The 17,105-nt window shown below is 76.2% G+C and carries 20 protein-coding genes; 7 read left to right on the top strand and 13 right to left on the bottom strand.

Annotated elements, in window-relative coordinates; genetic code table 11:
• Nucleotides 1–308: 308 nt before the first annotated feature.
• Nucleotides 309–785: an STAS domain-containing protein gene (locus ABD160_RS01495; RefSeq protein ID WP_344017708.1), complete on the top strand. Its 477-nt coding sequence runs from the start codon at nucleotides 309–311 to the stop codon at nucleotides 783–785.
• Between the two features lie 33 nt (nucleotides 786–818).
• Here ABD160_RS01495 and alc read toward each other — a convergent pair whose 3' ends face one another.
• The 3 genes from alc to ABD160_RS01480 are packed head-to-tail and all read right to left on the bottom strand — an operon-like array spanning nucleotide 819 to nucleotide 3,052.
• Nucleotides 819–1,826 carry an allantoicase gene (alc, locus tag ABD160_RS01490; protein ID WP_344017707.1) on the bottom strand — a complete coding sequence of 336 codons (1,008 nt, stop codon included), beginning with the start codon at nucleotides 1,824–1,826 and terminating at the stop codon, nucleotides 819–821.
• Entirely contained in the window at nucleotides 1,823–2,656 is an 834-nt protein-coding gene (locus ABD160_RS01485; protein WP_344017706.1) for a hydroxypyruvate isomerase family protein, read from the bottom strand. The genes alc and ABD160_RS01485 overlap by 4 nt, the downstream gene beginning before the upstream one ends.
• Nucleotides 2,657–2,659: 3 nt before the next feature.
• Nucleotides 2,660–3,052: an allophanate hydrolase-related protein gene (locus ABD160_RS01480; RefSeq protein ID WP_344017705.1), complete on the bottom strand. Its 393-nt coding sequence runs from the start codon at nucleotides 3,050–3,052 to the stop codon at nucleotides 2,660–2,662.
• A gap of 168 nt (nucleotides 3,053–3,220) precedes the next feature.
• Here ABD160_RS01480 and allB point away from each other — a divergent pair, with 168 nt between their 5' ends.
• Nucleotides 3,221–4,567 carry an allantoinase AllB gene (allB, locus tag ABD160_RS01475; RefSeq protein WP_344017704.1) on the top strand — a complete coding sequence of 449 codons (1,347 nt, stop codon included), beginning with the start codon at nucleotides 3,221–3,223 and terminating at the stop codon, nucleotides 4,565–4,567.
• Nucleotides 4,568–4,577: 10 nt separating this feature from the next.
• Nucleotides 4,578–5,366, top strand: coding sequence for an IclR family transcriptional regulator (locus ABD160_RS01470; protein ID WP_344017703.1), 789 nt, complete (start codon nucleotides 4,578–4,580; stop codon nucleotides 5,364–5,366).
• Between the two features lie 58 nt (nucleotides 5,367–5,424).
• Here ABD160_RS01470 and pucL read toward each other — a convergent pair whose 3' ends face one another.
• The 3 genes from pucL to uraD are packed head-to-tail and all read right to left on the bottom strand — an operon-like array spanning nucleotide 5,425 to nucleotide 7,143.
• Complete coding sequence (gene pucL / locus ABD160_RS01465; protein ID WP_344017702.1) at nucleotides 5,425–6,309, bottom strand: factor-independent urate hydroxylase; 885 nt, start codon at nucleotides 6,307–6,309, stop codon at nucleotides 5,425–5,427.
• A gap of 4 nt (nucleotides 6,310–6,313) precedes the next feature.
• Nucleotides 6,314–6,634 (bottom strand): hydroxyisourate hydrolase, encoded by a 321-nt coding sequence (gene uraH, locus ABD160_RS01460; RefSeq protein WP_344017700.1) that lies wholly within the window; start codon nucleotides 6,632–6,634, stop codon nucleotides 6,314–6,316.
• Complete coding sequence (uraD, locus tag ABD160_RS01455) at nucleotides 6,631–7,143, bottom strand: 2-oxo-4-hydroxy-4-carboxy-5-ureidoimidazoline decarboxylase (protein ID WP_344017699.1); 513 nt, start codon at nucleotides 7,141–7,143, stop codon at nucleotides 6,631–6,633. Before uraD ends, uraH begins: the two co-directional genes overlap by 4 nt.
• 151 nt (nucleotides 7,144–7,294) lie before the next feature.
• Here uraD and ABD160_RS01450 point away from each other — a divergent pair, with 151 nt between their 5' ends.
• Nucleotides 7,295–8,071 carry a GNAT family N-acetyltransferase gene (locus tag ABD160_RS01450; protein ID WP_344017698.1) on the top strand — a complete coding sequence of 259 codons (777 nt, stop codon included), beginning with the start codon at nucleotides 7,295–7,297 and terminating at the stop codon, nucleotides 8,069–8,071.
• On the opposite strand, the gene ABD160_RS01445 is transcribed toward ABD160_RS01450, so the two are convergent.
• From ABD160_RS01445 to ABD160_RS01420, 6 genes are read right to left on the bottom strand one after another with little or no spacing between them, the layout of a single operon-like run.
• The gene (locus ABD160_RS01445; RefSeq protein WP_344017697.1) at nucleotides 8,008–8,817 is read right to left on the bottom strand and encodes an urease accessory protein UreD; all 810 of its coding nucleotides are present in this window, start codon (nucleotides 8,815–8,817) and stop codon (nucleotides 8,008–8,010) included. The two genes, ABD160_RS01450 and ABD160_RS01445, sit on opposite strands and share 64 nt — an antisense overlap.
• Nucleotides 8,818–9,546: an urease accessory protein UreG gene (ureG, locus tag ABD160_RS01440; protein WP_344017695.1), complete on the bottom strand. Its 729-nt coding sequence runs from the start codon at nucleotides 9,544–9,546 to the stop codon at nucleotides 8,818–8,820.
• Complete coding sequence (locus ABD160_RS01435; protein WP_344017694.1) at nucleotides 9,536–10,264, bottom strand: urease accessory protein UreF; 729 nt, start codon at nucleotides 10,262–10,264, stop codon at nucleotides 9,536–9,538. The genes ureG and ABD160_RS01435 overlap by 11 nt, the downstream gene beginning before the upstream one ends.
• Entirely contained in the window at nucleotides 10,264–11,982 is a 1,719-nt protein-coding gene (locus ABD160_RS01430) for an urease subunit alpha (protein ID WP_344017693.1), read from the bottom strand. Before ABD160_RS01430 ends, ABD160_RS01435 begins: the two co-directional genes overlap by 1 nt.
• Nucleotides 11,979–12,326, bottom strand: a complete 348-nt coding sequence (locus ABD160_RS01425) for an urease subunit beta (RefSeq protein ID WP_344017692.1) — start codon at nucleotides 12,324–12,326, stop codon at nucleotides 11,979–11,981. The genes ABD160_RS01430 and ABD160_RS01425 overlap by 4 nt, the downstream gene beginning before the upstream one ends.
• A complete protein-coding gene (locus ABD160_RS01420; RefSeq protein WP_344017690.1) occupies nucleotides 12,323–12,625 on the bottom strand; it encodes an urease subunit gamma in 303 nt (100 codons plus the stop codon). Before ABD160_RS01420 ends, ABD160_RS01425 begins: the two co-directional genes overlap by 4 nt.
• A gap of 120 nt (nucleotides 12,626–12,745) precedes the next feature.
• On the opposite strand from ABD160_RS01420, the gene ABD160_RS01415 reads away from it, so the two are divergent.
• The gene (locus ABD160_RS01415; RefSeq protein WP_344017688.1) at nucleotides 12,746–13,075 is read left to right on the top strand and encodes a DUF6412 domain-containing protein; all 330 of its coding nucleotides are present in this window, start codon (nucleotides 12,746–12,748) and stop codon (nucleotides 13,073–13,075) included.
• Between the two features lie 71 nt (nucleotides 13,076–13,146).
• On the top strand, nucleotides 13,147–14,085 hold the full coding sequence (gene yidC / locus ABD160_RS01410; protein WP_344017687.1) for a membrane protein insertase YidC: 939 nt from the start codon (nucleotides 13,147–13,149) through the stop codon (nucleotides 14,083–14,085).
• Here yidC and ABD160_RS01405 read toward each other — a convergent pair.
• Nucleotides 14,018–15,658: a PucR family transcriptional regulator gene (locus ABD160_RS01405; RefSeq protein WP_344017686.1), complete on the bottom strand. Its 1,641-nt coding sequence runs from the start codon at nucleotides 15,656–15,658 to the stop codon at nucleotides 14,018–14,020. The genes yidC and ABD160_RS01405 overlap by 68 nt on opposite strands.
• A 93-nt stretch (nucleotides 15,659–15,751) precedes the next feature.
• On the opposite strand from ABD160_RS01405, the gene ABD160_RS01400 reads away from it, so the two are divergent.
• A complete protein-coding gene (locus ABD160_RS01400) occupies nucleotides 15,752–17,104 on the top strand; it encodes an 8-oxoguanine deaminase (protein ID WP_344017684.1) in 1,353 nt (450 codons plus the stop codon).
• Nucleotide 17,105: the final 1 nt, after the last annotated feature.

Here is a 17,105-nt window from a genome sequence, read left to right as displayed (position 1 = left end):
GCCGGGGCCGGCGGTCCCGAACGCGCCGGCCCCGGCCATGGGGCGCCACCCGCCCGCTCCCCAGCGACGGGTGGTGGTCCTGCGGGGTGCCGATCCCGAGGTCGGCCCGACAAGGGTGACTCGGCGCCCGGTCGGTCAGTAGGGTCGAAGGTCCCTTCCGGACCGGGACGTCCGTGTCCAGGCCGACAGTCGGTGATGTATATCACGCGACCGGACGATCCGGCCAGTGAATCGCCGGGGACCGGTTCCGGCGGATCGATCCAGCCTCGAGCGCCGGTGTGACCGGCGGCCGACCGGGAACGCTCCCGGTGAGCGGTCCGCGCGGGCCGCGTGACGAGGAGGAGGGCGACGTGCGCGACGACCAGGTGACCGGGCTCGCTGTGGAGACCGCCGCGCCGGGGGTGCGGCTGGTCCGGGTGACCGGCAGGCTGGACCGCCGGGGCGCCGAGGCGATCGGCAGGCTGGTCGACGCCCAGCGCGCCTGCGGCACCGCTCCGGCGCACGTCGTGCTCGACCTGGGTGGGGTCGGCGAGTTCGACGGCGCCGCGACCGAGACGCTCGGGGAGGTGGCCGCGCGCTCCCGCGACGGTGGCGTGCGGGTGCACCTCGCCGGCTGCGGCGGGCGGGCCGAGCTGCTGCCGCTGCGCGCCCACGAGGTGCTGCTGCGGTGCAGCGCCTACCCGTCCGCGGAGGCCGCGGTCCGCGACCTCACCGGCCGGGCCGCCGTCCCGCGGCCGCGGGCGGCCGCGCGGGGCGGGTTCGCCGGGGCCGCGCCCGCGGGGTGACCGCCGGGGGTCGTGCTGCCCCGCGCCGCCTGCTCAGGCGTCCGGGTCGGTCCGCGCCCAGGCGTCCGCCGCGGCGGCCAGCGCCGCGTCGTCGAGCTCCCCGGGCAGCCGCAGGCGGGACAGGCCGCCGTCCGGGAAGACGTCCAGCCGCAGGTGCGTCGCCGCCCCGGCGCCGGGCAGCGGGAACCGGTGCCGGGTGTCGGGCTGCACCCGCTCCTGGTCCAGCAGCGTCGTCCATCCGCCGCCCGCGCGCTCGTCCCGTGTGGCGACCGAGACCCGGCCCGGCGCGTTCCCGACGAACCAGGTGGTGTCGATCTCGGCGTACCGCGGCACCCCGGCGGCGCCCAGCGCGAACTCCACCCAGTCGTTGCCGCCGCCGCGGCGGCGGGCGTTCTCCCAGCCCTCGCCCATGTGCCGGGCCGATCCGGGCAGCAGCAGGTTGCCGGGGGAGGAGTAGAACGCGTCCGAGCAGCCGGTGACCCGGCCGCCGTTCTCGGCGGCGACCAGGTCGACGGTGCCCGCCAGGAACCGCGGATCGGGCAGCGCCCGGCCGCGGGCCCGGAACCGGGCGATCCCGCCGTCCGGGTGCATGATCAGCCGCAGGTGCGTGAAGCGGTGCGGGTCGTGCACCGGGTAGGTGTTCGCGGTGTCGCCGGCGCAGGCCGAGCGCGGCACGATCTCGTGCCAGCGGGCCGCGGCCAGCTCGTCGGGGGAGGGATGGCCCGCGACGGCGGCGGCCTCGACGGCGATCTCCGGCGGGTAGTTCCCGGTGAAGAACGCGGTGTCGACGACGACGTGATCGAGCACCCCGGGGACGCCGAGCCGGACGATCGCCCAGTCGTGCCCGGGCTCGCGCCGCCGCCGGGTCTCCCAGCCGTCGTAGACCTTGCCCTTGAGGCCGAACTCGTCCGGGTCGAACCGGGGCGGCGCGACGGTGACCAGGTTCTCGCGGTGGGCGAAGAACTCGTCGTTGGCGGCGACGACGGAGCCGCCGAGCGCGCGGGAGGCGAGATCGACCAGGGACGGGTCGGGAGATGTCACGGACGGTCCTCACGGTGGGTCGGGCGGGGCGCGGGCAGGGTCAGCCAGCCGAACGGGTCGGCGGTCACCGGCCGGTACTCCAGGCTGATCCGGCCGCGGTAGCCGGCGGCGGCGACCCGGTCGACCAGCGCCGCGATCGGCAGGTTCCCGGTGCCCGGCTCGCCGCGGCCGGGTGCGTCGGCGATCTGGACGTGCCCGATCCGGCCGGCGTACCGGTCGATCGCGGCGGCCGGGTCGTCACCGTTGACGGCGAGATGGAAGACGTCGAGCAGCAGCCGCACGTCGCCGGAGCCGGTCCGGTCGAGCACGGCGACGGCGTCGGCGGCGGTCCGCAGCGGGTAGCGGTCGATCCCGCTGATCGGCTCCAGCAGCGCGACGGCGCCGATCCGGGCCGCGGCCCGGCCGGCCAGTGCCAGGTTCTCCGCAGCGGTCTCGTCCTGCGCGGCCGGGTCGGCGCCGTCGAGCCGGTTGCCGTACAGCGCGTTGAACCCGGTGCTGCCGAGCTGCGCCCCGATGCCGACCGCGACGTCGAGGTTGTCGGCGAACTCGGCGCGCCGGGCCGGGTCGGACAGGATGCCGCGCTCACCGGCGGCCATGTCCCCGGCGGCGAGGTTCAGTCCGGACAGGACGACGCCGGCGTCGGACACCGCGGTGACGAACGTGTCGATCTCGGCGTCGCGGGGCACCGGGTCGTCGAACGGCCACCAGAACTCGACCGCGTCGAACCCGGCGGCGGCCGCGGCGGCGGGCCGCGCGGTGATCGGCAGGGCCGGGAACAGGATCGAGCAGTTGGCGGTGAGCGGCAGCGGCAGGGTGACCGGGGCGGTCACGGCTCAGCCCGGTTCGGGCAGGCCGCGGTAGGCCCGCCAGCCGCCGTGCCCGGTGATGTCGGTCAGCTCGCCGGCCTGGCGTTCCAGGACGCCCGGCCGCAGCCCGACGGCGAGTACGTCCCGGCCGTCGTCGAGCTCGATCACGGTGAGCTCCAGCTCGGGCGGCTCGTCCGGCAGGAAGTCGGTGCGGATCGCCGACAGCGGGACGTCGTAGATCTCGCCGGCCAGCGGCACGCCGCCGGACGGGTCCTCGACCAGCGCCGGGAACTCGTCGCGCACCGAGTACATCCGGTAGTGCGGCGCGGTGCGGACGGCCCCGCGGAACGGGTGGGCGGAGACGTTGTGGTGCAGGCGCCCGCCGCGCATCGCGTCGCCGGAACAGAACAGAGCGGTCACGGTGGCCTCCAGCCGTTCCACGATCCGGAAAGCGGGTTCCGGCGGAAGAACATGATCCGAACACGACGCCCGGAGGCTGTCAAGGCTGCACTAGCCTGCGGGGGTCCGGCGAGCACGACGCGGTGCGGCCCCGCCGGGGGTGGCGCCGGTGGACGTGCGGGAGGACCGATGACGAGCTACGACCTGGTGGTCCGCGGCCGGCGGATCATGACGACCGCGGGGGAGCGCCCGGGGGAGGTCGGCGTCGCGGACGGCCGGATCGCCGCCGTCGAGCCGGCCGGTGCCGCGCTCGCCGGGACCCGGGTGATCGAGCTCGCCGACGACGAGGTGCTGCTGCCCGGGCTGGTCGACACGCACGTGCACGTCAACGAACCCGGCCGCACCGAGTGGGAGGGGTTCGCCTCGGCCACCCGCGCGGCCGCCGCGGGCGGTGTCACCACGCTGGTCGACATGCCGCTCAACTCGGTGCCGCCGACCGTCGACGTCGCGGCGCTGGAGGTCAAGCGCGCGGTGGCCGGCCCGCAGGCGTTCGTCGACGTCGGGTTCTGGGGCGGCGCCGTCCCCGGCAACCTCGGTGACCTGCGCGGGCTGCACGACGAGGGCGTCTTCGGCGTGAAGTGCTTCCTGCTGCACTCCGGGGTGGACGAGTTCCCGCCGCTGGACGTCGACGGGATGGAGCGCTACCTGGCCGAGCTGGCCGGCTTCGACGGGCTGCTGATCGTGCACGCCGAGGACGCGCGGGCGGTCGACGAGGCGCCCGCCGCGCACGGCCCGCGGTACGCCGCGTTCCTCGCGTCCCGCCCGCGCGGCGCGGAGAACCTGGCGATCGCCCAGGTGATCGAGCGTGCCCGGTGGACCGGCGCGCGGGCGCACGTGCTGCACGTGTCGTCGTCGGACGCGCTGCCGATGCTCGCCGGCGCGCGCCGGGACGGCGTCCGGATCACCGCCGAGACCTGCCCGCACTACCTGACCCTGTTCGCCGAGGAGATCCAGGACGGCGCGACCACCCACAAGTGCTGCCCGCCGATCCGGGAGGCGGCGAACCGGGAGCTGCTGTGGGCGGGCCTGCTGGACGGCACGATCGACTGCATCGTCTCCGACCACTCACCGTCCACGATCGACCTGAAGCATCTCGACACCGGCGACTTCGGGCTCGCCTGGGGCGGGGTGTCGTCGCTGCAGCTCGGGCTCCCTCTGGTGTGGACCGAGGCCCGCCGGCGCGGGATCGGGCTGGACCGGGTCGTGCGGTGGATGGCCGCGGCGCCCGCCGAGCTGGTCGGCCTGACCGGCAAGGGCCGGATCGCCCCCGGGTACGACGCCGATCTGGTCGTCTTCGCCCCGGACGCCGCGTTCGTCGTCGATCCGCACCGGCTGCACCACCGCAACCCGGTCAGCGCCTACGCCGGGCGTCCGCTGGCCGGTGTCGTCCGCCGCACCGTGCTGGCCGGGCACGACGTCGACCCGACGGGCACCCCGCGCGGCCGGTTGCTGCGCCGCGGATCGCGGAGCGGCTAGGGTTTCCGTCATGCGGAACAGCGATACCGGGGACGACGACGCCGCCGGCGGGACCGCCGCCCCGGTCCGTTCCGGCACCGTGCAGTCGGTGGAGCGCGCGGTCGATCTGCTGGAGGCGATGGCCGACGCCGGGGGGACGGTCAGCCTGTCCCACCTGGCCGCGTCCTCCGGGCTGCCGCTGCCCACGATCCACCGGCTGGTCCGCACCCTGGCCGGGCGCGGCTACGTGCGCCAGCAGTCCTCCCGCGAGTACGCGCTCGGCCCCCGGCTGGTGCGCCTCGGCGACACCGCGGGCCGGCTGGTCGGGGTGTGGGCGCGGCCGCGGCTGGCCGAGCTGGTCGACGCGCTCGGCGAGAGCGCCAACCTGGCGCTGCTGGAGGGCAACCAGGTCGTCTACGTCGCCCAGGAGCCCGGCCGGCACTCGATGCGGATGTTCACCGAGGTGGGCAGGCGGGTCTCGCCGCACTGCACGGCCGTCGGCAAGGCGATGCTCGCCCGGATGGCGCCGGACCGGGTCCGGGAGATCATGCGGCACACCGAGCTGGTGGCGCACACCGACAACACCATCACCGACCGGGACACCTTCGCCGCCGAGCTGGACCGGGTCCGGGCCGCCGGCTACGCGCTGGACGAGGGCGAGCAGGAGCTCGGGGTGCGCTGCGTGGCCGTCGCGCTGGACGGGCCGCTGCCCGCCGCCATCTCCATCTCCGGGCCGACCACCCGGATGACCGACACGCTGCTGGAGTCCGCGGTGCCGCTGCTCCGCGCCGCCGCCGACCGGGTGGCGCTGGAGACCTGATCACCGTCCGGTGGAGGTCCGGTGCCGTCGGAGGCACCGTTCCTGCACCGGACCGCGATCACCAGCCGGCGAAGGCGGGGCCGGGATCGGGCAGGTCGTCGCGCCGTACGGCGCCCTCGATCAGGCCGTAGGGGCGGTCGTCGGCGTGGAAGACCTCGCCCGGGTTGTCCAGGCCGAACGGGGACAGGTCGACCAGCAGATGGTGCTTGTTCGGCAGCGAGAGCCGGATCTCGCCGATCCCCGGCCCGGCGGTCAGCACCGCCACCCCCACGTGGTGCAGCGTCTGCTGCAGGGACAGGCTGTGGTGCCCGGCGAACGCCGAGGTCAGGGCGCCCAGCACGGTCCGGTGCGAGTCGTTCCAGTCCGCCGGGTCGTCGGCGTGCCACCACTGCGCGCTCACCTCGGTGGCCAGCATCCGGTCGGTGGTCGGGGCGAGGGTGGTGTAGCGGTCGACGTGGAATCCGTGGAACTCCGAGCCGGTGGTCTTGAGCACGACCAGCCCGGCCACCCCGGAGACGGTCCAGCCGCCGCCGTCGTCGGTCGCGGTCACCGTGGTCGTGCGGGTGTGCCCGCCGTCGCGGGTGAAGGCGTGCGGGTGCGGCTGCCCGTCGTGCTCCAGCCGACGCCACGGATAGGTCTCGATCCGCACCCGGGCCCGGGACACCTGGGGGACCGCGGTGAAGTGCCGGGCCAGCGCCCGGCCGAACGCCTCCGGCGCACCGACGGCGTCCCCGGCCTCCCTGGCGAAGGCGTTCACCGTGTTCCGGATCGCGTCGGTGGTGAGCACCCCGCTGTTGTCGCCGGTCAGGTGGGTGTCGGCGAAGTCGCCGGACAGCGCCACCGAGACGTTGTGATCGGCGATCCGGTGCGGATCGGTGTCCCGGAAGACCCGGACCACCCGGACCTCCGCCTTGCCGTACTGGGTGTGGCCGAGTACCGGCATCGTGTCAGCTCCCGAGGTAGGTGGAGTAGGAGTACGGCGACAGCAGCAGCGGGACGTGGTGGTGCCGGTCGGTCGTCGCCGGGCGGAAGACGATCGCGGCCTCCGGGAAGAACCCGCCGTACCCGGCGAGGTCGAACACGACCCGGTGGTCGGTGCCCGCGACGAGCGCGGCGTCGTCCGGGGCCCGCCAGCGGCCGTCGTCGTCGGTCCGGCCGGACGCGAGCGGGGACCAGCCGGTCCCGGACCGCACCTGCAGCCCGACCGGGACGCCCGCGGCGGGCGCGCCGCGGGCGGTGTCCAGGACGTGGGTGGAGAAGCTGCTCATCGGGTGAGCACCTCCCGCATCCGCAGCGCGGTGATCTCGGCGAGCTGCCCGGCCGCCTCGGCCCGCTCGGTGTCCGGGTCGTTGCCGAGCCGCCGCTGCAGCTCGGCGAGGATCTCCGCGGCGTCCCGCCCGGCGGCGCGGATCAGGAACACGTGCCCGAACCGGCGCTCGTAGGCGGCATTGCCGGCCGCGAGCCGCTCCCGGACGTCGTCGCCGGAGCCGTCCACCCCGGACTGCTCGCGCCGGGAGAACGCGGCCCCGTCGGCGTGCGCCCCGCCGGGGCGCTCGCCGATCCGGGGATGCCCGGCGAGCGCCGCCGCGGTGTCGGCCTCGCCCAGGTCCAGCACGGCGCGCCCGGCCGCCTCGACGGCCTGCCCGACGTCGGGGTACGGGCGCCCGGCGAGCAGCCGGTCGGCCCAGGCCGGCGAGGTGTTGCAGGCGCGCAGCACCGGGTGCAGCTCGTCCGGTGCGGCGGTGTTGAGCCGGTCGAGGGTGAGCGGATCGGGCATGCGTCCTTCTTCCGGGGCGGGGCGGGCGGTCGTGGGGGGCGGGGCGGTCGTGGGATCAGGGTGCCGGAGGCTCCGGAGCGGGCGGTCGGCGTGTCGAGGCCGCCCGACCGGCCCTGCCGCGAGCGCCGCGGCCGGAGGACCATCCACCGGCATGGACGAGCAGCTCACCACCGGATGGGAGCCGGAGCTGCCGGTCGGGGACACCCTGGCCCGGCGGTTCGTGCACTCCTACGCCGACCGGATCATCGCGATGGCCGACCGGACGGGCGGGCGTTCGCTGCGCGTCGACGGCGCCGTGCTCGCCGACCTGGGCTCGCCGTACGGCTACGACAACGCCGTCGTGCTGACCGGGCCGCCGGACGCCGCCGGGCTGGACCGGGTGCTGGACGCGGCGGCCGGGCTGTTCCCGGCCGACCGGTGGTGGGTGCTGCTGTCGGTGTTCGCGCTGCCCGACCTGCGCGGCCGGGGCCTGGTGCCGGTCGGGCACCCGCCACTGATGCTGCGCCCGCCGGGGCCGCTGCCGGTGCGTCCCGGCATCGAGGTCCGGACCGTGCCCGACGCCGATCCGGCCGACTTCGACCGGGTGCTGGTCGAGGGCTACGGCCTGGACGCCACCGGCGGATCGGCGATCGCCGATCCCCGGCTCACCGGGGACCTGCTGCACCTGGTCGTCGGGTACGCCGGCGGTGAGCCGGTGGCGACGGCGGGAGCCTCGGTGCGGCACGGCATCGTCGAGATCGACTGGGTCGCGGTGCCGCAGCGGCACCGGCGCCGCGGCTACGGCACGGCGGTGACGGCCGCGGCCTGCGCCGTCGCACCCGACCTGCCGACCCTGCTGATCTCCAGCGACGACGGGCATCCGGTCTACACCCGGCTCGGGTTCTGGGACCTGTTCCGGACCACCATGTGGGAGCATCCGCCCTCCTGAGCAGCCTGAGCCCGACCGGCCAGGCCGGCGAGTGCCTCGGCGAGCCGCCGCTGCGCGGTCACCGCGTCGTGCGCGACGGCCGTCGCGAGCGCGCCGCGCACCGGGAGCGGGGACAGGCTCCAGCCGTCACCGGCCAGCGGCTCCGGTGCCGGGCCGGTGCCGATCACCACCTCGGTGCCGAGCACCCGGTGCCCGGCCAGGTGCGCGGCGGAGCCGTCGAGCAGCGGATCGCCGATCTCCTGGGTCTGCACCAGCAGCGGGCGGCCGTCGCAGCCGATCCGGACGGTGCCGCGGTAGCGGCCCGGCCGCTCCCCGGTCCGCCCGGCGACGAGCACGTCCCGGGCCCGCAGCGACGCGGTCGGGGCCAGCTCGGCCTCGAACACCGTGTGGTGGTCGGCGCGCCCGGTCACCACGGTCGGCTCCGGCAGGTAGGTCAGCGAGGCGCCGTCGGCGATCCGGCAGCGCAGCACCGTCCGGCTCGGCGAGCCGGTCCCCGGCAGCGCGACCGCCGCGGCGATCCCGGTCAGCAGCAGCTCGGCGCCGGGGCCCACGGTCACGTCGATCTCGACCCGGTCACCGGCCAGCGGACCGGCCGCCGAACCGACCAGGTGCACCTGCGCGCCGGGCCCGGCGGCGCCGGCCGCACCGCGCCGCGGGACCAGTGCGAGCGGGGCCTGGGCCCGCAGCGTCGTCACCACGCTGCGGCCGTCCCGCCGCTGCACGGCCAGCGCCGCCCGGGCCCGCACTCACACCACCGCGCGGACGGCGGCGACCTGCTCCAGCACCCAGGCCCCGACGTCGCCGGCGCCCGGGTCCTCGACCAGCGACTGGGCGATCACCGGGAGCTCGCCGCGGATCCGGGCCGCGTCGCCGCGCATCACGTCGAGATCGGCGCCGACCAGCGGTGCCAGATCGGTCTTGTTGATCACCAGCAGGTCGGCGGTGGTGACCCCCGGCCCGCCCTTGCGGGGCACCTTGTCGCCGCCCGCCACGTCGACGACGAAGATCTGCCGGTCGACCAGGCCGCGGGAGAACACCGCGGTCAGGTTGTCCCCACCGGACTCGACGAGCACCAGGTCCAGATCGCCGAACCGGTCCTCCAGCAGGTCGATCGCGTCCAGGTTGGCGGTGATGTCGTCGCGGATCGCGGTGTGCGGGCAGCAGCCGGTCTGCACGGCCTCGATCCGGTCCGGGGCGAGCACCCCGGCCCGGCGCAGGAAGTCGGCGTCCTCGGTGGTGTAGATGTCGTTGGTGACGACGGCCAGCCGCACCCGCCCGGCGAGGCTGCGGGCCAGCGCCGCGACCAGCGCCGTCTTGCCGGATCCGACCGGCCCGCCGATGCCGATCCGGACCGCCCGGCCGGGGGTCGGCGCGGGGAGGTGGTGGTCGTGGTCGGTCTCGGTCGGGTCGAAGCTGATCAGGTGGCCGTGGCCGTGGCCGTGACCGGTCTGTGTGCTGCTGTCCTCAGGAGGCAAAGAGACGCACCCTCTCGCGGTGGTGTCGGACGTGGGACTCGGCCATCAGGTCGAGCACCGGCGCGCCGGGCGCCGGGAGGTCGGCGACCGGACCGGGCGCGAGCGCGGCCGCCTCGAGCACGATCGCGTCGAGCTCGGCGCCGAGCGCGACCAGCGCGGCGTTGACGGCGAACGGGTCCAGGCCGAGCAGCCGCACCGCCGCCGAGGCGGGCCCGGAGACGGCCAGGTAGCCGGTGCAGCGGGCGGCCGCCGCGGGGTCCTCGCCGGACCGGCCGATCACCGCCCCGACGAGCAGCGGATGGTGCGGCCGCGGATCGGCGGCGAGCAGCGCGCCGAGCACCGGTGACGGCCAGGCGGTCCGGACCGCCCGCAGCGCCGCCCTGCCCTGGGTCCGGGACGCCTCGCGCTGGGCGGCGGACGGGGTGCGCGCGTCGAGCTCGCGGTCCAGCACGACCCAGTCGGCGGTCGCCACGAACGACCGGTCGCCGGACTCCGCCGCCGGGACCGGGACGGCCCGGGCGGCCCGGTCGGCCGCGGCGGCGGCGAAGCAGGCGGCGACCCGGCCCGCGGTGCGCAACCGGCCGCGCAGGAACCCGGCGAGGGTGTCCACGTCGGACACCAGATCGCGGGAGACGGCCTCCTCCAGGCCGCCGGAGTGCACGTGCCCGCCGCCGGGGAAGCGGGCGTCGGCGAGGACCAGCGAGGCGAGCCCGGTCATCAGAACAGGAAGTACCGCTGCGCCATCGGCAGCTCGTCGACCGGCGCCGGCTCGACGACGGCGCCGTCGATCGTCACCTGGAACGAGTCGGGATCGACCCGCACCGCCGGCGTCGCGTCGTTGAGCAGCATCGACGACTTGCGCACCGACCGGGTGTCGGCGACCGGCACGCACGGCGTGGCCAGCCCGAGCCGCTCCGGTGTCCCCTCGGCGAGCGCGGACGGCGCCAGGAAGGTCAGCGAGCCGAGCGCGGCCGGGGTGTGCGCGTAGCCGAACATCGGCCGACCGTAGACCGGGCCGGGCGTCGGGATGGAGGCGTTCGCGTCGCCCATCTGGGCCCACGCGGCGAACCCGCCCTTGAGCACCACGGCCGGGCGCACCCCGAAGAACTTCGGCTCCCACAGCACCAGGTCGGCGAGCTTGCCGACCTCCACCGAGCCGACGTGCTCGGCGGCGCCGTGCGCCAGCGCCGGGTTGATCGTGTACTTGGCGACGTAGCGCTGCGCGCGGGCGTTGTCGGCGCGCTCGGAGTCGCCGGGCAGCGGCCCGCGGGCGGCCTTCATCACGTGCGCGGTCTGCCAGGTCCGGATGATCACCTCGCCGATCCGGCCCATCGCCTGCGAGTCGCTCGACATCATCGAGATGGCGCCCAGGTCGTGCAGGACGTCCTCGGCGGCGATCGTGGTCGGCCGGATCCGGGACTCGGCGAACGCCAGGTCCTCGGGCACCGAGGGGTTCAGGTGGTGGCAGACCATGAGCATGTCGAGGTGCTCGTCGAGGGTGTTGACGGTGTGCGGCCGGGTCGGGTTCGTCGACGACGGCAGGACGTGGCCGGTGGAGACGACCTCGATGATGTCCGGCGCGTGCCCGCCGCCGGCCCCCTCGGTGTGGAAGGCGTTGATCGAGCGGCCGGCGATCGCGTCCAGGGTGGACTGCAGGAAGCCCGCCTCGTTGAGCGTGTCGGTGTGGATCGCGGCCTGCACGCCGGTCTCCTCGCAGACCCGCAGGCAGGCGTCGATCGCGGCCGGGGTGGTGCCCCAGTCCTCGTGCAGCTTGAACCCGCCGGCCCCGGCCCGCAGCTGCTCGTGCAGCGCCTCGGCGGAGGTGGTGTTGCCCTTGCCCATGAGCAGCACGTTCACCGGCTGGTGGTCCATCGCGGCGAGCATCCGGCCGATGTTCCACGGGCCCGGGGTGACGGTGGTGGCCTTCGACCCGTCGACCGGGCCGGTGCCGCCGCCCATCAGGGTGGTCACCCCGGACGCGAGCGCGGTCTCGACCAGCTGCGGGCAGATGAAGTGCACGTGCGCGTCGATCCCGCCGGCGGTGAGGATCTTGCCGTTGCCGGAGAGGATCTCGGTGCCCGGGCCGATCACCAGCGCCGGATCGACGCCGTCCATCGTGTCCGGGTTGCCGGCCTTGCCGATCCCGACGATCCGGCCGTCGGACACCCCGACGTCGGCCTTCACCACGCCCCAGTGGTCCAGGATCACCGCGCCGGTGATCACCAGGTCGGGGCACTGCGCCGCGGTCACCGCGGCCTGCCCCATGGACTCGCGGATGACCTTCCCGCCGCCGAACATCACCTCGTCGCCGGACGCCGGGCCGCGGCTGCGGTCCTCGGTGACCTCGATCAGCAGGTTGGTGTCGGCGAGCCGGATGCGGTCGCCGGTGGTGGGGCCGTAGAGGTCGGCGTAGCGGGCGCGGTCGATGCCGGTCACCGGTCGTACCGCCGCTCGTCGAGCGCGCCGGACCGTTCCGGGCGCAGGCCGGGGACGCGGCGGGCGCCCTGCAGCGGCACCAGCGTCACCTCCCGTTCCACGCCGGGCTCGAACCGGACCGACGTCCCGGCCGGGATGTCCAGCCGCAGCCCCCAGGCGGCGTCCCGGTCGAACTCCAGGCCCGGGTTGGCGGCGGCGAAATGGTAGTGCGAGCCGACCTGGACCGGCCGGTCGGCGGCGTTGACGACGACCAGCGTGGTCCGCTCCCGGCCGGGGTTGAGCTCGACCGGTCCGTCGCCGAGCAGGATCTCGCCGGGCCCGCCGGCGCCCGTCCCGCCGCTCATGCGATCGGCCCGTGCACGGTGACCAGCTTGGTGCCGTCCGGGAAGGTCGCCTCGACCTGCACCGAGTCCAGCATCTCGGGGACGCCGTCGAGCACGTCGGCGCGGGCCAGCACCTCGCGCCCGCTGGACATCAGCTCGTGCACGGGCCGCCCGTCGCGGGCACCCTCCAGGACGTGCTCGGTGATCAGGGCGACCGCCTCCGGGTGGTTGAGCCGTAGCCCCCGGTCACGACGGCGGCGCGCGACGTCGGCCGCCACGTGGACGAGCAGCTTGTCCCGCTCCTGAGGGCTGAGGTGCATGGCCGCATTCTCTCCGGAGCCGGGTTTCCGCCCGGTTTCCACCGGGTTGCGAACGATGACGCCGCCGGTGGGTGACGCGCCGACCACCGGATACCGGTGCCCGCGGGTACCGTGACGACGGTGACCGGTGGAGCACGGCGGCCGTACCGCGGCGCAGCCCTGCTCGCGTCGCTGCTCCTGCTCGCCGCGGTCCTGGCCCCGGTGCTGTTCCCGCCGGACGGCGACGCCGGGCTGTTCGGCGCCGTCGTCGCGCTGGTCGTGCTGGCCTGGGCCGGGCGCGGCCATCCCGGCACGGTCCGGGCCGTGCTCAGCGCCGCCACGACCCCGGCCCGCGAGGCCGGCCGGGTCGCGCACCGGGCCGGCGTGCTCCGCCAGCGCGATCCGGACGCCGACGGCCGCCCCCGCTCCAGGGCCCCCGGTGCGCTCCGGCCGGAGCCCGCCGGCGGCTGAGGCCCCGCTCCACCGCCGCGCCTGCTCCGGCGTCCGCCCGCCCCGGTCCGGACGACCCCTGGAGCCCGTCGATGCTCGACGTCCTGTACTACCCCGTGTCCCTGGTCATGCGGCTGTGGCACGACCTGTTCGCCGCCCTCCTCGGACCCACCTCCGGCGTCGCCTGGGCGCTGTCGGTGGTGTTCCTGGTGCTCACCGTCCGGGCGCTGCTGCTGCGCCCGGCCTGGACCCGGATGCGGGCGGCCCGGATCACCCGCGCCCTCGCCCCGCAGCTGAGCGCGCTGCGCGAGCGGCACCGCAGCGACCCGCGCGCACTGGCCGCGGCGACCACCGACCTGCACCGCAGGCACGGCTCGTCCCCGGTCGCCGGGCTGGGCACCGCGCTGCTGCAGATCCCGGTGTTCGTGGCGCTGCTGCACGTGCTGCGCTCGTTCAACCGGCCCGGCCTGAGCTTCGAGCAGAACGCGATGATCGCCAACTACGCGTTCGATCCCGACCAGGTCGCGTCGTTCCTGCAGGCGCGGCTGTTCGGCGCGCCGCTGTCGGCCTGGACGGCGATGCCGGCCGAGCAGCTCGCGTCGTTCGGCGGGACGGTGGTCACCCCGGGTGCGGTGGCCGCCGTCGTCGTGCCGCTGGCGGTGCTCGCGGCGCTGGCCACCCACCTGAGCATGCGGTTCGCCCGGGCCGAGGTCACCGGGCAGCCCGCCGGGGTGGCGCGGGTGACGGCCGTGCTGCCCTGGGTCGCCCCGGCCGCGGTGCTGGCCGGAGGGCTGCTGTTCCCGGTGCCGGTCGCGCTGCTGCTGTACTGGACGACCGGTGGCGTGGCGACCCTCGTCCAGCAGGTCGTGCTGGGCCGGATGCTGGACCGGCGGCCGCCGTCGGTGCCCGAGCCGGTCCCGGTCGCGCCGCCGGTGCGGGCGCCGCGGCCGGGGGCACGGCCTGTCACCCGCTCCGCAGGGCGAGGTAGAGGTCGACGCGGTCGGCGAACCGGGAAAGATCGCGGCCGGTGAGCTCCCCGACCCGGCCGATCCGGTACCGGACGGTGTTGACGTGCAGGTGCAGCCGGGCCGCGGTCCGGCTCCACGATCCGGACTCGTCGAGGAACACGCCGAGGGTCTCGGCCAGCCGGGACCCGGACCGGGCGTCGTGCTCGTGCACCGGGCCGAGCACCCGGTCGGCGAACCCGCGCCGCACGTCGTCGGGGACCCCGGCCAGCAGCAGCACGTGCGAGGTCACCTCGGCGGACCGGAGCACCGTCACCGGGCCCGGGCGGTTCGCGGCAGGCCCGGCCGCGTGCACGGCCTCGGCGAACGCCCCGGACAGTGCCTCCGCCGACGCCGGGCGGGAGACGCCGCCGTGCAGCCGCCATCCGCCCAGTCCGGGCCCGAGCCGGTGCAGCGCGGCCAGCACCCCGGTGACCGGCCCGTCGGCACCGACGTCACCCACTGCACCGGAGACACCCACGGCACCGGAGACACCCACGGCACCCGTGGCGCCGGTGCCGGCCGCGGCCCCCGGACCCGGGCCGGTCCGGGCGCCGCCGTCGCGGTCGCCCGGGACCGCCAGCACCGCGACCGCCGCGCCGTCGTGTACCCCGACCGCCGCCGGGCCCGCCCCGACCAGGGCGTCGGTCAGCAGGGCGTGCGCCGTCCCGGCCGGATCGGGCGGCCCGTCGGCGCGCAGCACGAGCACGACCACCGTCCCGTCCGGCTCCATCCCGGCCTGGCGCAGCCGCACCAGGGTCTCCGGCCGGTCGCCGGCACCGGCCGCGACCCGGGCGAGCGCGTCGTCGGCGATCGGCCGGGTCACCGCGGTGCCCTCCCGTTCCCGGGAGCGGTCCAGCGCGGCGATCGCGGCGAGCTCGCCGATCGCGTCCACGGTGCCGGTGTCCGGCTCGCACCCGTCCGGCAGCCGGGCCGCCACCAGCCGCCCGGTCGCCCGTGCCGAGCCGGGGGACGCGGGCACGACCAGATGCCCGCCGGCGGTCACCGGCAGCCGTCCGGCGGTCAGGAAAGCGGTGACGACGGCGTCCCGTTCGGCGTCGCCGGGGGCCGGGCCGGCCACGAGCAGTCCGCCCGCCGTCAGCACCCGGCAGGTCAGACCGGTCCCGGCGGACACCGTCGCCGCCAGGTCGGTGAGCGTGGCGCCGTCGGCGAAGGCGGCGAGCAGCCGACGCTGCCGGCCCAGGGTGTTCGCCAGCCGGTCCCCGCGGGCCGCCGACAGCGCGCCGACGACGGTCTCGGTGAGCGTCCCGAACGACACGTCCACCGGGACGGCGAGCAGCGTCAGCCCGTGCCGCAGGCAGGCGTCCACGACGTCGGCCGGGATCTCGCCGAACACCGCCTCGCCCGCGGCGAGCGCCACCGCGCCGGAGCGGGCGACCGCGCCGACGAACCGCTCGCTGTCCGCCGGGCCGCGCCGCCACACCAGCCCGGACAGCACGAGCTCGCCGCCGCCCAGATAGCGCGACGGGTCCGGCAGGTCGGTGGTGTAGGTCCAGCGCACCGGGCGGTCCAGGCCGTCGCCCTCGTGCAGCACGCGGAGCCGCAGCTCCCGGTGGGCGACCAGCTCTGCGAGCAGCATTGGAGGAACCTACAACCCGTTCACCCGGGTGTGACGGCGATTCGTCACGGCGTCGCCTTCCCGCCGTGATCCCGGCGGGGTTCGCTGGGCGGCATGGATCGGATCGTGATCGACGGCGCCCATGTCGTCACCGTCAGCGGGCAGGAGCACCCGGGCGGGCACGTCGTCGTCGAGGGGAACCGGATCACGTCGGTCGGGCCCGGCCCGGCGCCCCGCGAGGACGGCCCGCACCGCCGGATCGACGCCGCCGGCTGCCTGCTCACCCCGGGCCTGGTCAACACCCACCATCACCTGTACCAGTGGGTCACCCGCGGGCTGGCCGTCGACGCGACCCTGTTCGAGTGGCTCACCACGCTCTACCCGGTGTGGGCCGGGATCGACGAGGACGCCGTGCACACCGGCGCGACCGGCGCGCTCGCCACCCTCGCGCTGTCCGGTGCCACCACCTCCACCGACCACCACTACGTCTTCCCGCGGGCGGGTGGAGACCTGCTCGGCGCCGAGATCCGGGCCGCGGCCCGGGTGGGCCTGCGGTTCCACCCGACCCGCGGCTCGATGAACCTGGGCCGCAGCGCGGGCGGGCTGCCACCGGACGAGGTCGTCGAGGACCACGACGCGGTGCTCACCGCGTCCGCGAAGGCCGTCGCGGACTGGCACGATCCGGCGCCGGACGCGATGGTCCGGATCGCGCTCGCCCCGTGCTCGCCGTTCTCGGTCACCGGCGAGCTCATGCGGGACTCCGCCGGGCTGGCCCGGGAGCTCGGGGTGCGGCTGCACACCCACCTCGCCGAGACCGCCGACGAGGAGGACTTCTGCCGCGAGCGGTTCGGCTGCACGCCGACCCGCTACGCCGCGGACCTCGGCTGGACCGGGCCGGACGTCTGGTTCGCGCACACCGTGCACCTCGACGACGACGCCGTCGCGACGATCGGCTCGACCGGCACCGGGATCGCGCACTGCCCCACCTCCAACGGCCGGCTCGGCGCCGGGATCGCCCGGGTGCGCGATCTCGTCGACGCCGGCGCCGTGGTCGGGCTCGGCGTGGACGGCGCCGCCTCCAACGAGGGCACCAGCCTGGTCGAGGAGGTCAAGCACGCCGTGCTGTTCGCCCGCGCGGTCGGCGGGCCGCGCGCGCTCGGCGTCCGCGAGGCGCTCCGGCTGGGCACCCTCGGCGGCGCCCGGGTGCTCGGCCGGGACGCCGAGATCGGGTCGATCGAGCCGGGCAAGCTCGCCGATCTGGCGCTGTGGCGGATCGACGGGCTCGGCCACGGCGACGTCGCCGATCCGGTCGCCGCGCTCGTCCTGGGCGCGCCGCCGCCGCTGCGGCTGCTGCTGGTCGACGGGCGCCCGGTCGTCGAGGACGGGCGGATGTGCACCGTCGACACCGACGAGGTCGCCGCCCGCTGCGCCGAGGTGCACCGCGATCTCGTCGCGAAGGCAGGGTGAG

It is taken from the genome of Pseudonocardia kongjuensis, from assembly GCF_039526905.1.
Taxonomy (GTDB): Bacteria; Actinomycetota; Actinomycetes; order Mycobacteriales; family Pseudonocardiaceae; genus Pseudonocardia; species Pseudonocardia kongjuensis.
Note: the sequence above shows the minus strand (reverse complement) of the source record. Positions and strands in the feature narration are given on the sequence as shown.

Bases quoted from the DNA above. Each gene is read 5' to 3' on its own strand.
- allB (WP_344017704.1), top strand. From the start codon at position 3,221: ATGACGAGCTACGACCTGGTGGTCCGCGGCCGGCGGATCATGACGACC.
- ABD160_RS01470 (WP_344017703.1), top strand. From the start codon at position 4,578: ATGCGGAACAGCGATACCGGGGACGACGACGCCGCCGGCGGGACCGCC.
- pucL (WP_344017702.1), bottom strand. From the start codon at position 6,309: ATGCCGGTACTCGGCCACACCCAGTACGGCAAGGCGGAGGTCCGGGTG.
- uraH (WP_344017700.1), bottom strand. From the start codon at position 6,634: ATGAGCAGCTTCTCCACCCACGTCCTGGACACCGCCCGCGGCGCGCCC.
- uraD (WP_344017699.1), bottom strand. From the start codon at position 7,143: ATGCCCGATCCGCTCACCCTCGACCGGCTCAACACCGCCGCACCGGAC.
- ABD160_RS01450 (WP_344017698.1), top strand. From the start codon at position 7,295: ATGGACGAGCAGCTCACCACCGGATGGGAGCCGGAGCTGCCGGTCGGG.
- ABD160_RS01435 (WP_344017694.1), bottom strand. From the start codon at position 10,264: ATGACCGGGCTCGCCTCGCTGGTCCTCGCCGACGCCCGCTTCCCCGGC.
- ABD160_RS01425 (WP_344017692.1), bottom strand. From the start codon at position 12,326: ATGAGCGGCGGGACGGGCGCCGGCGGGCCCGGCGAGATCCTGCTCGGC.
- ABD160_RS01420 (WP_344017690.1), bottom strand. From the start codon at position 12,625: ATGCACCTCAGCCCTCAGGAGCGGGACAAGCTGCTCGTCCACGTGGCG.
- yidC (WP_344017687.1), top strand. From the start codon at position 13,147: ATGCTCGACGTCCTGTACTACCCCGTGTCCCTGGTCATGCGGCTGTGG.
- ABD160_RS01405 (WP_344017686.1), bottom strand. From the start codon at position 15,658: ATGCTGCTCGCAGAGCTGGTCGCCCACCGGGAGCTGCGGCTCCGCGTG.
- ABD160_RS01400 (WP_344017684.1), top strand. From the start codon at position 15,752: ATGGATCGGATCGTGATCGACGGCGCCCATGTCGTCACCGTCAGCGGG.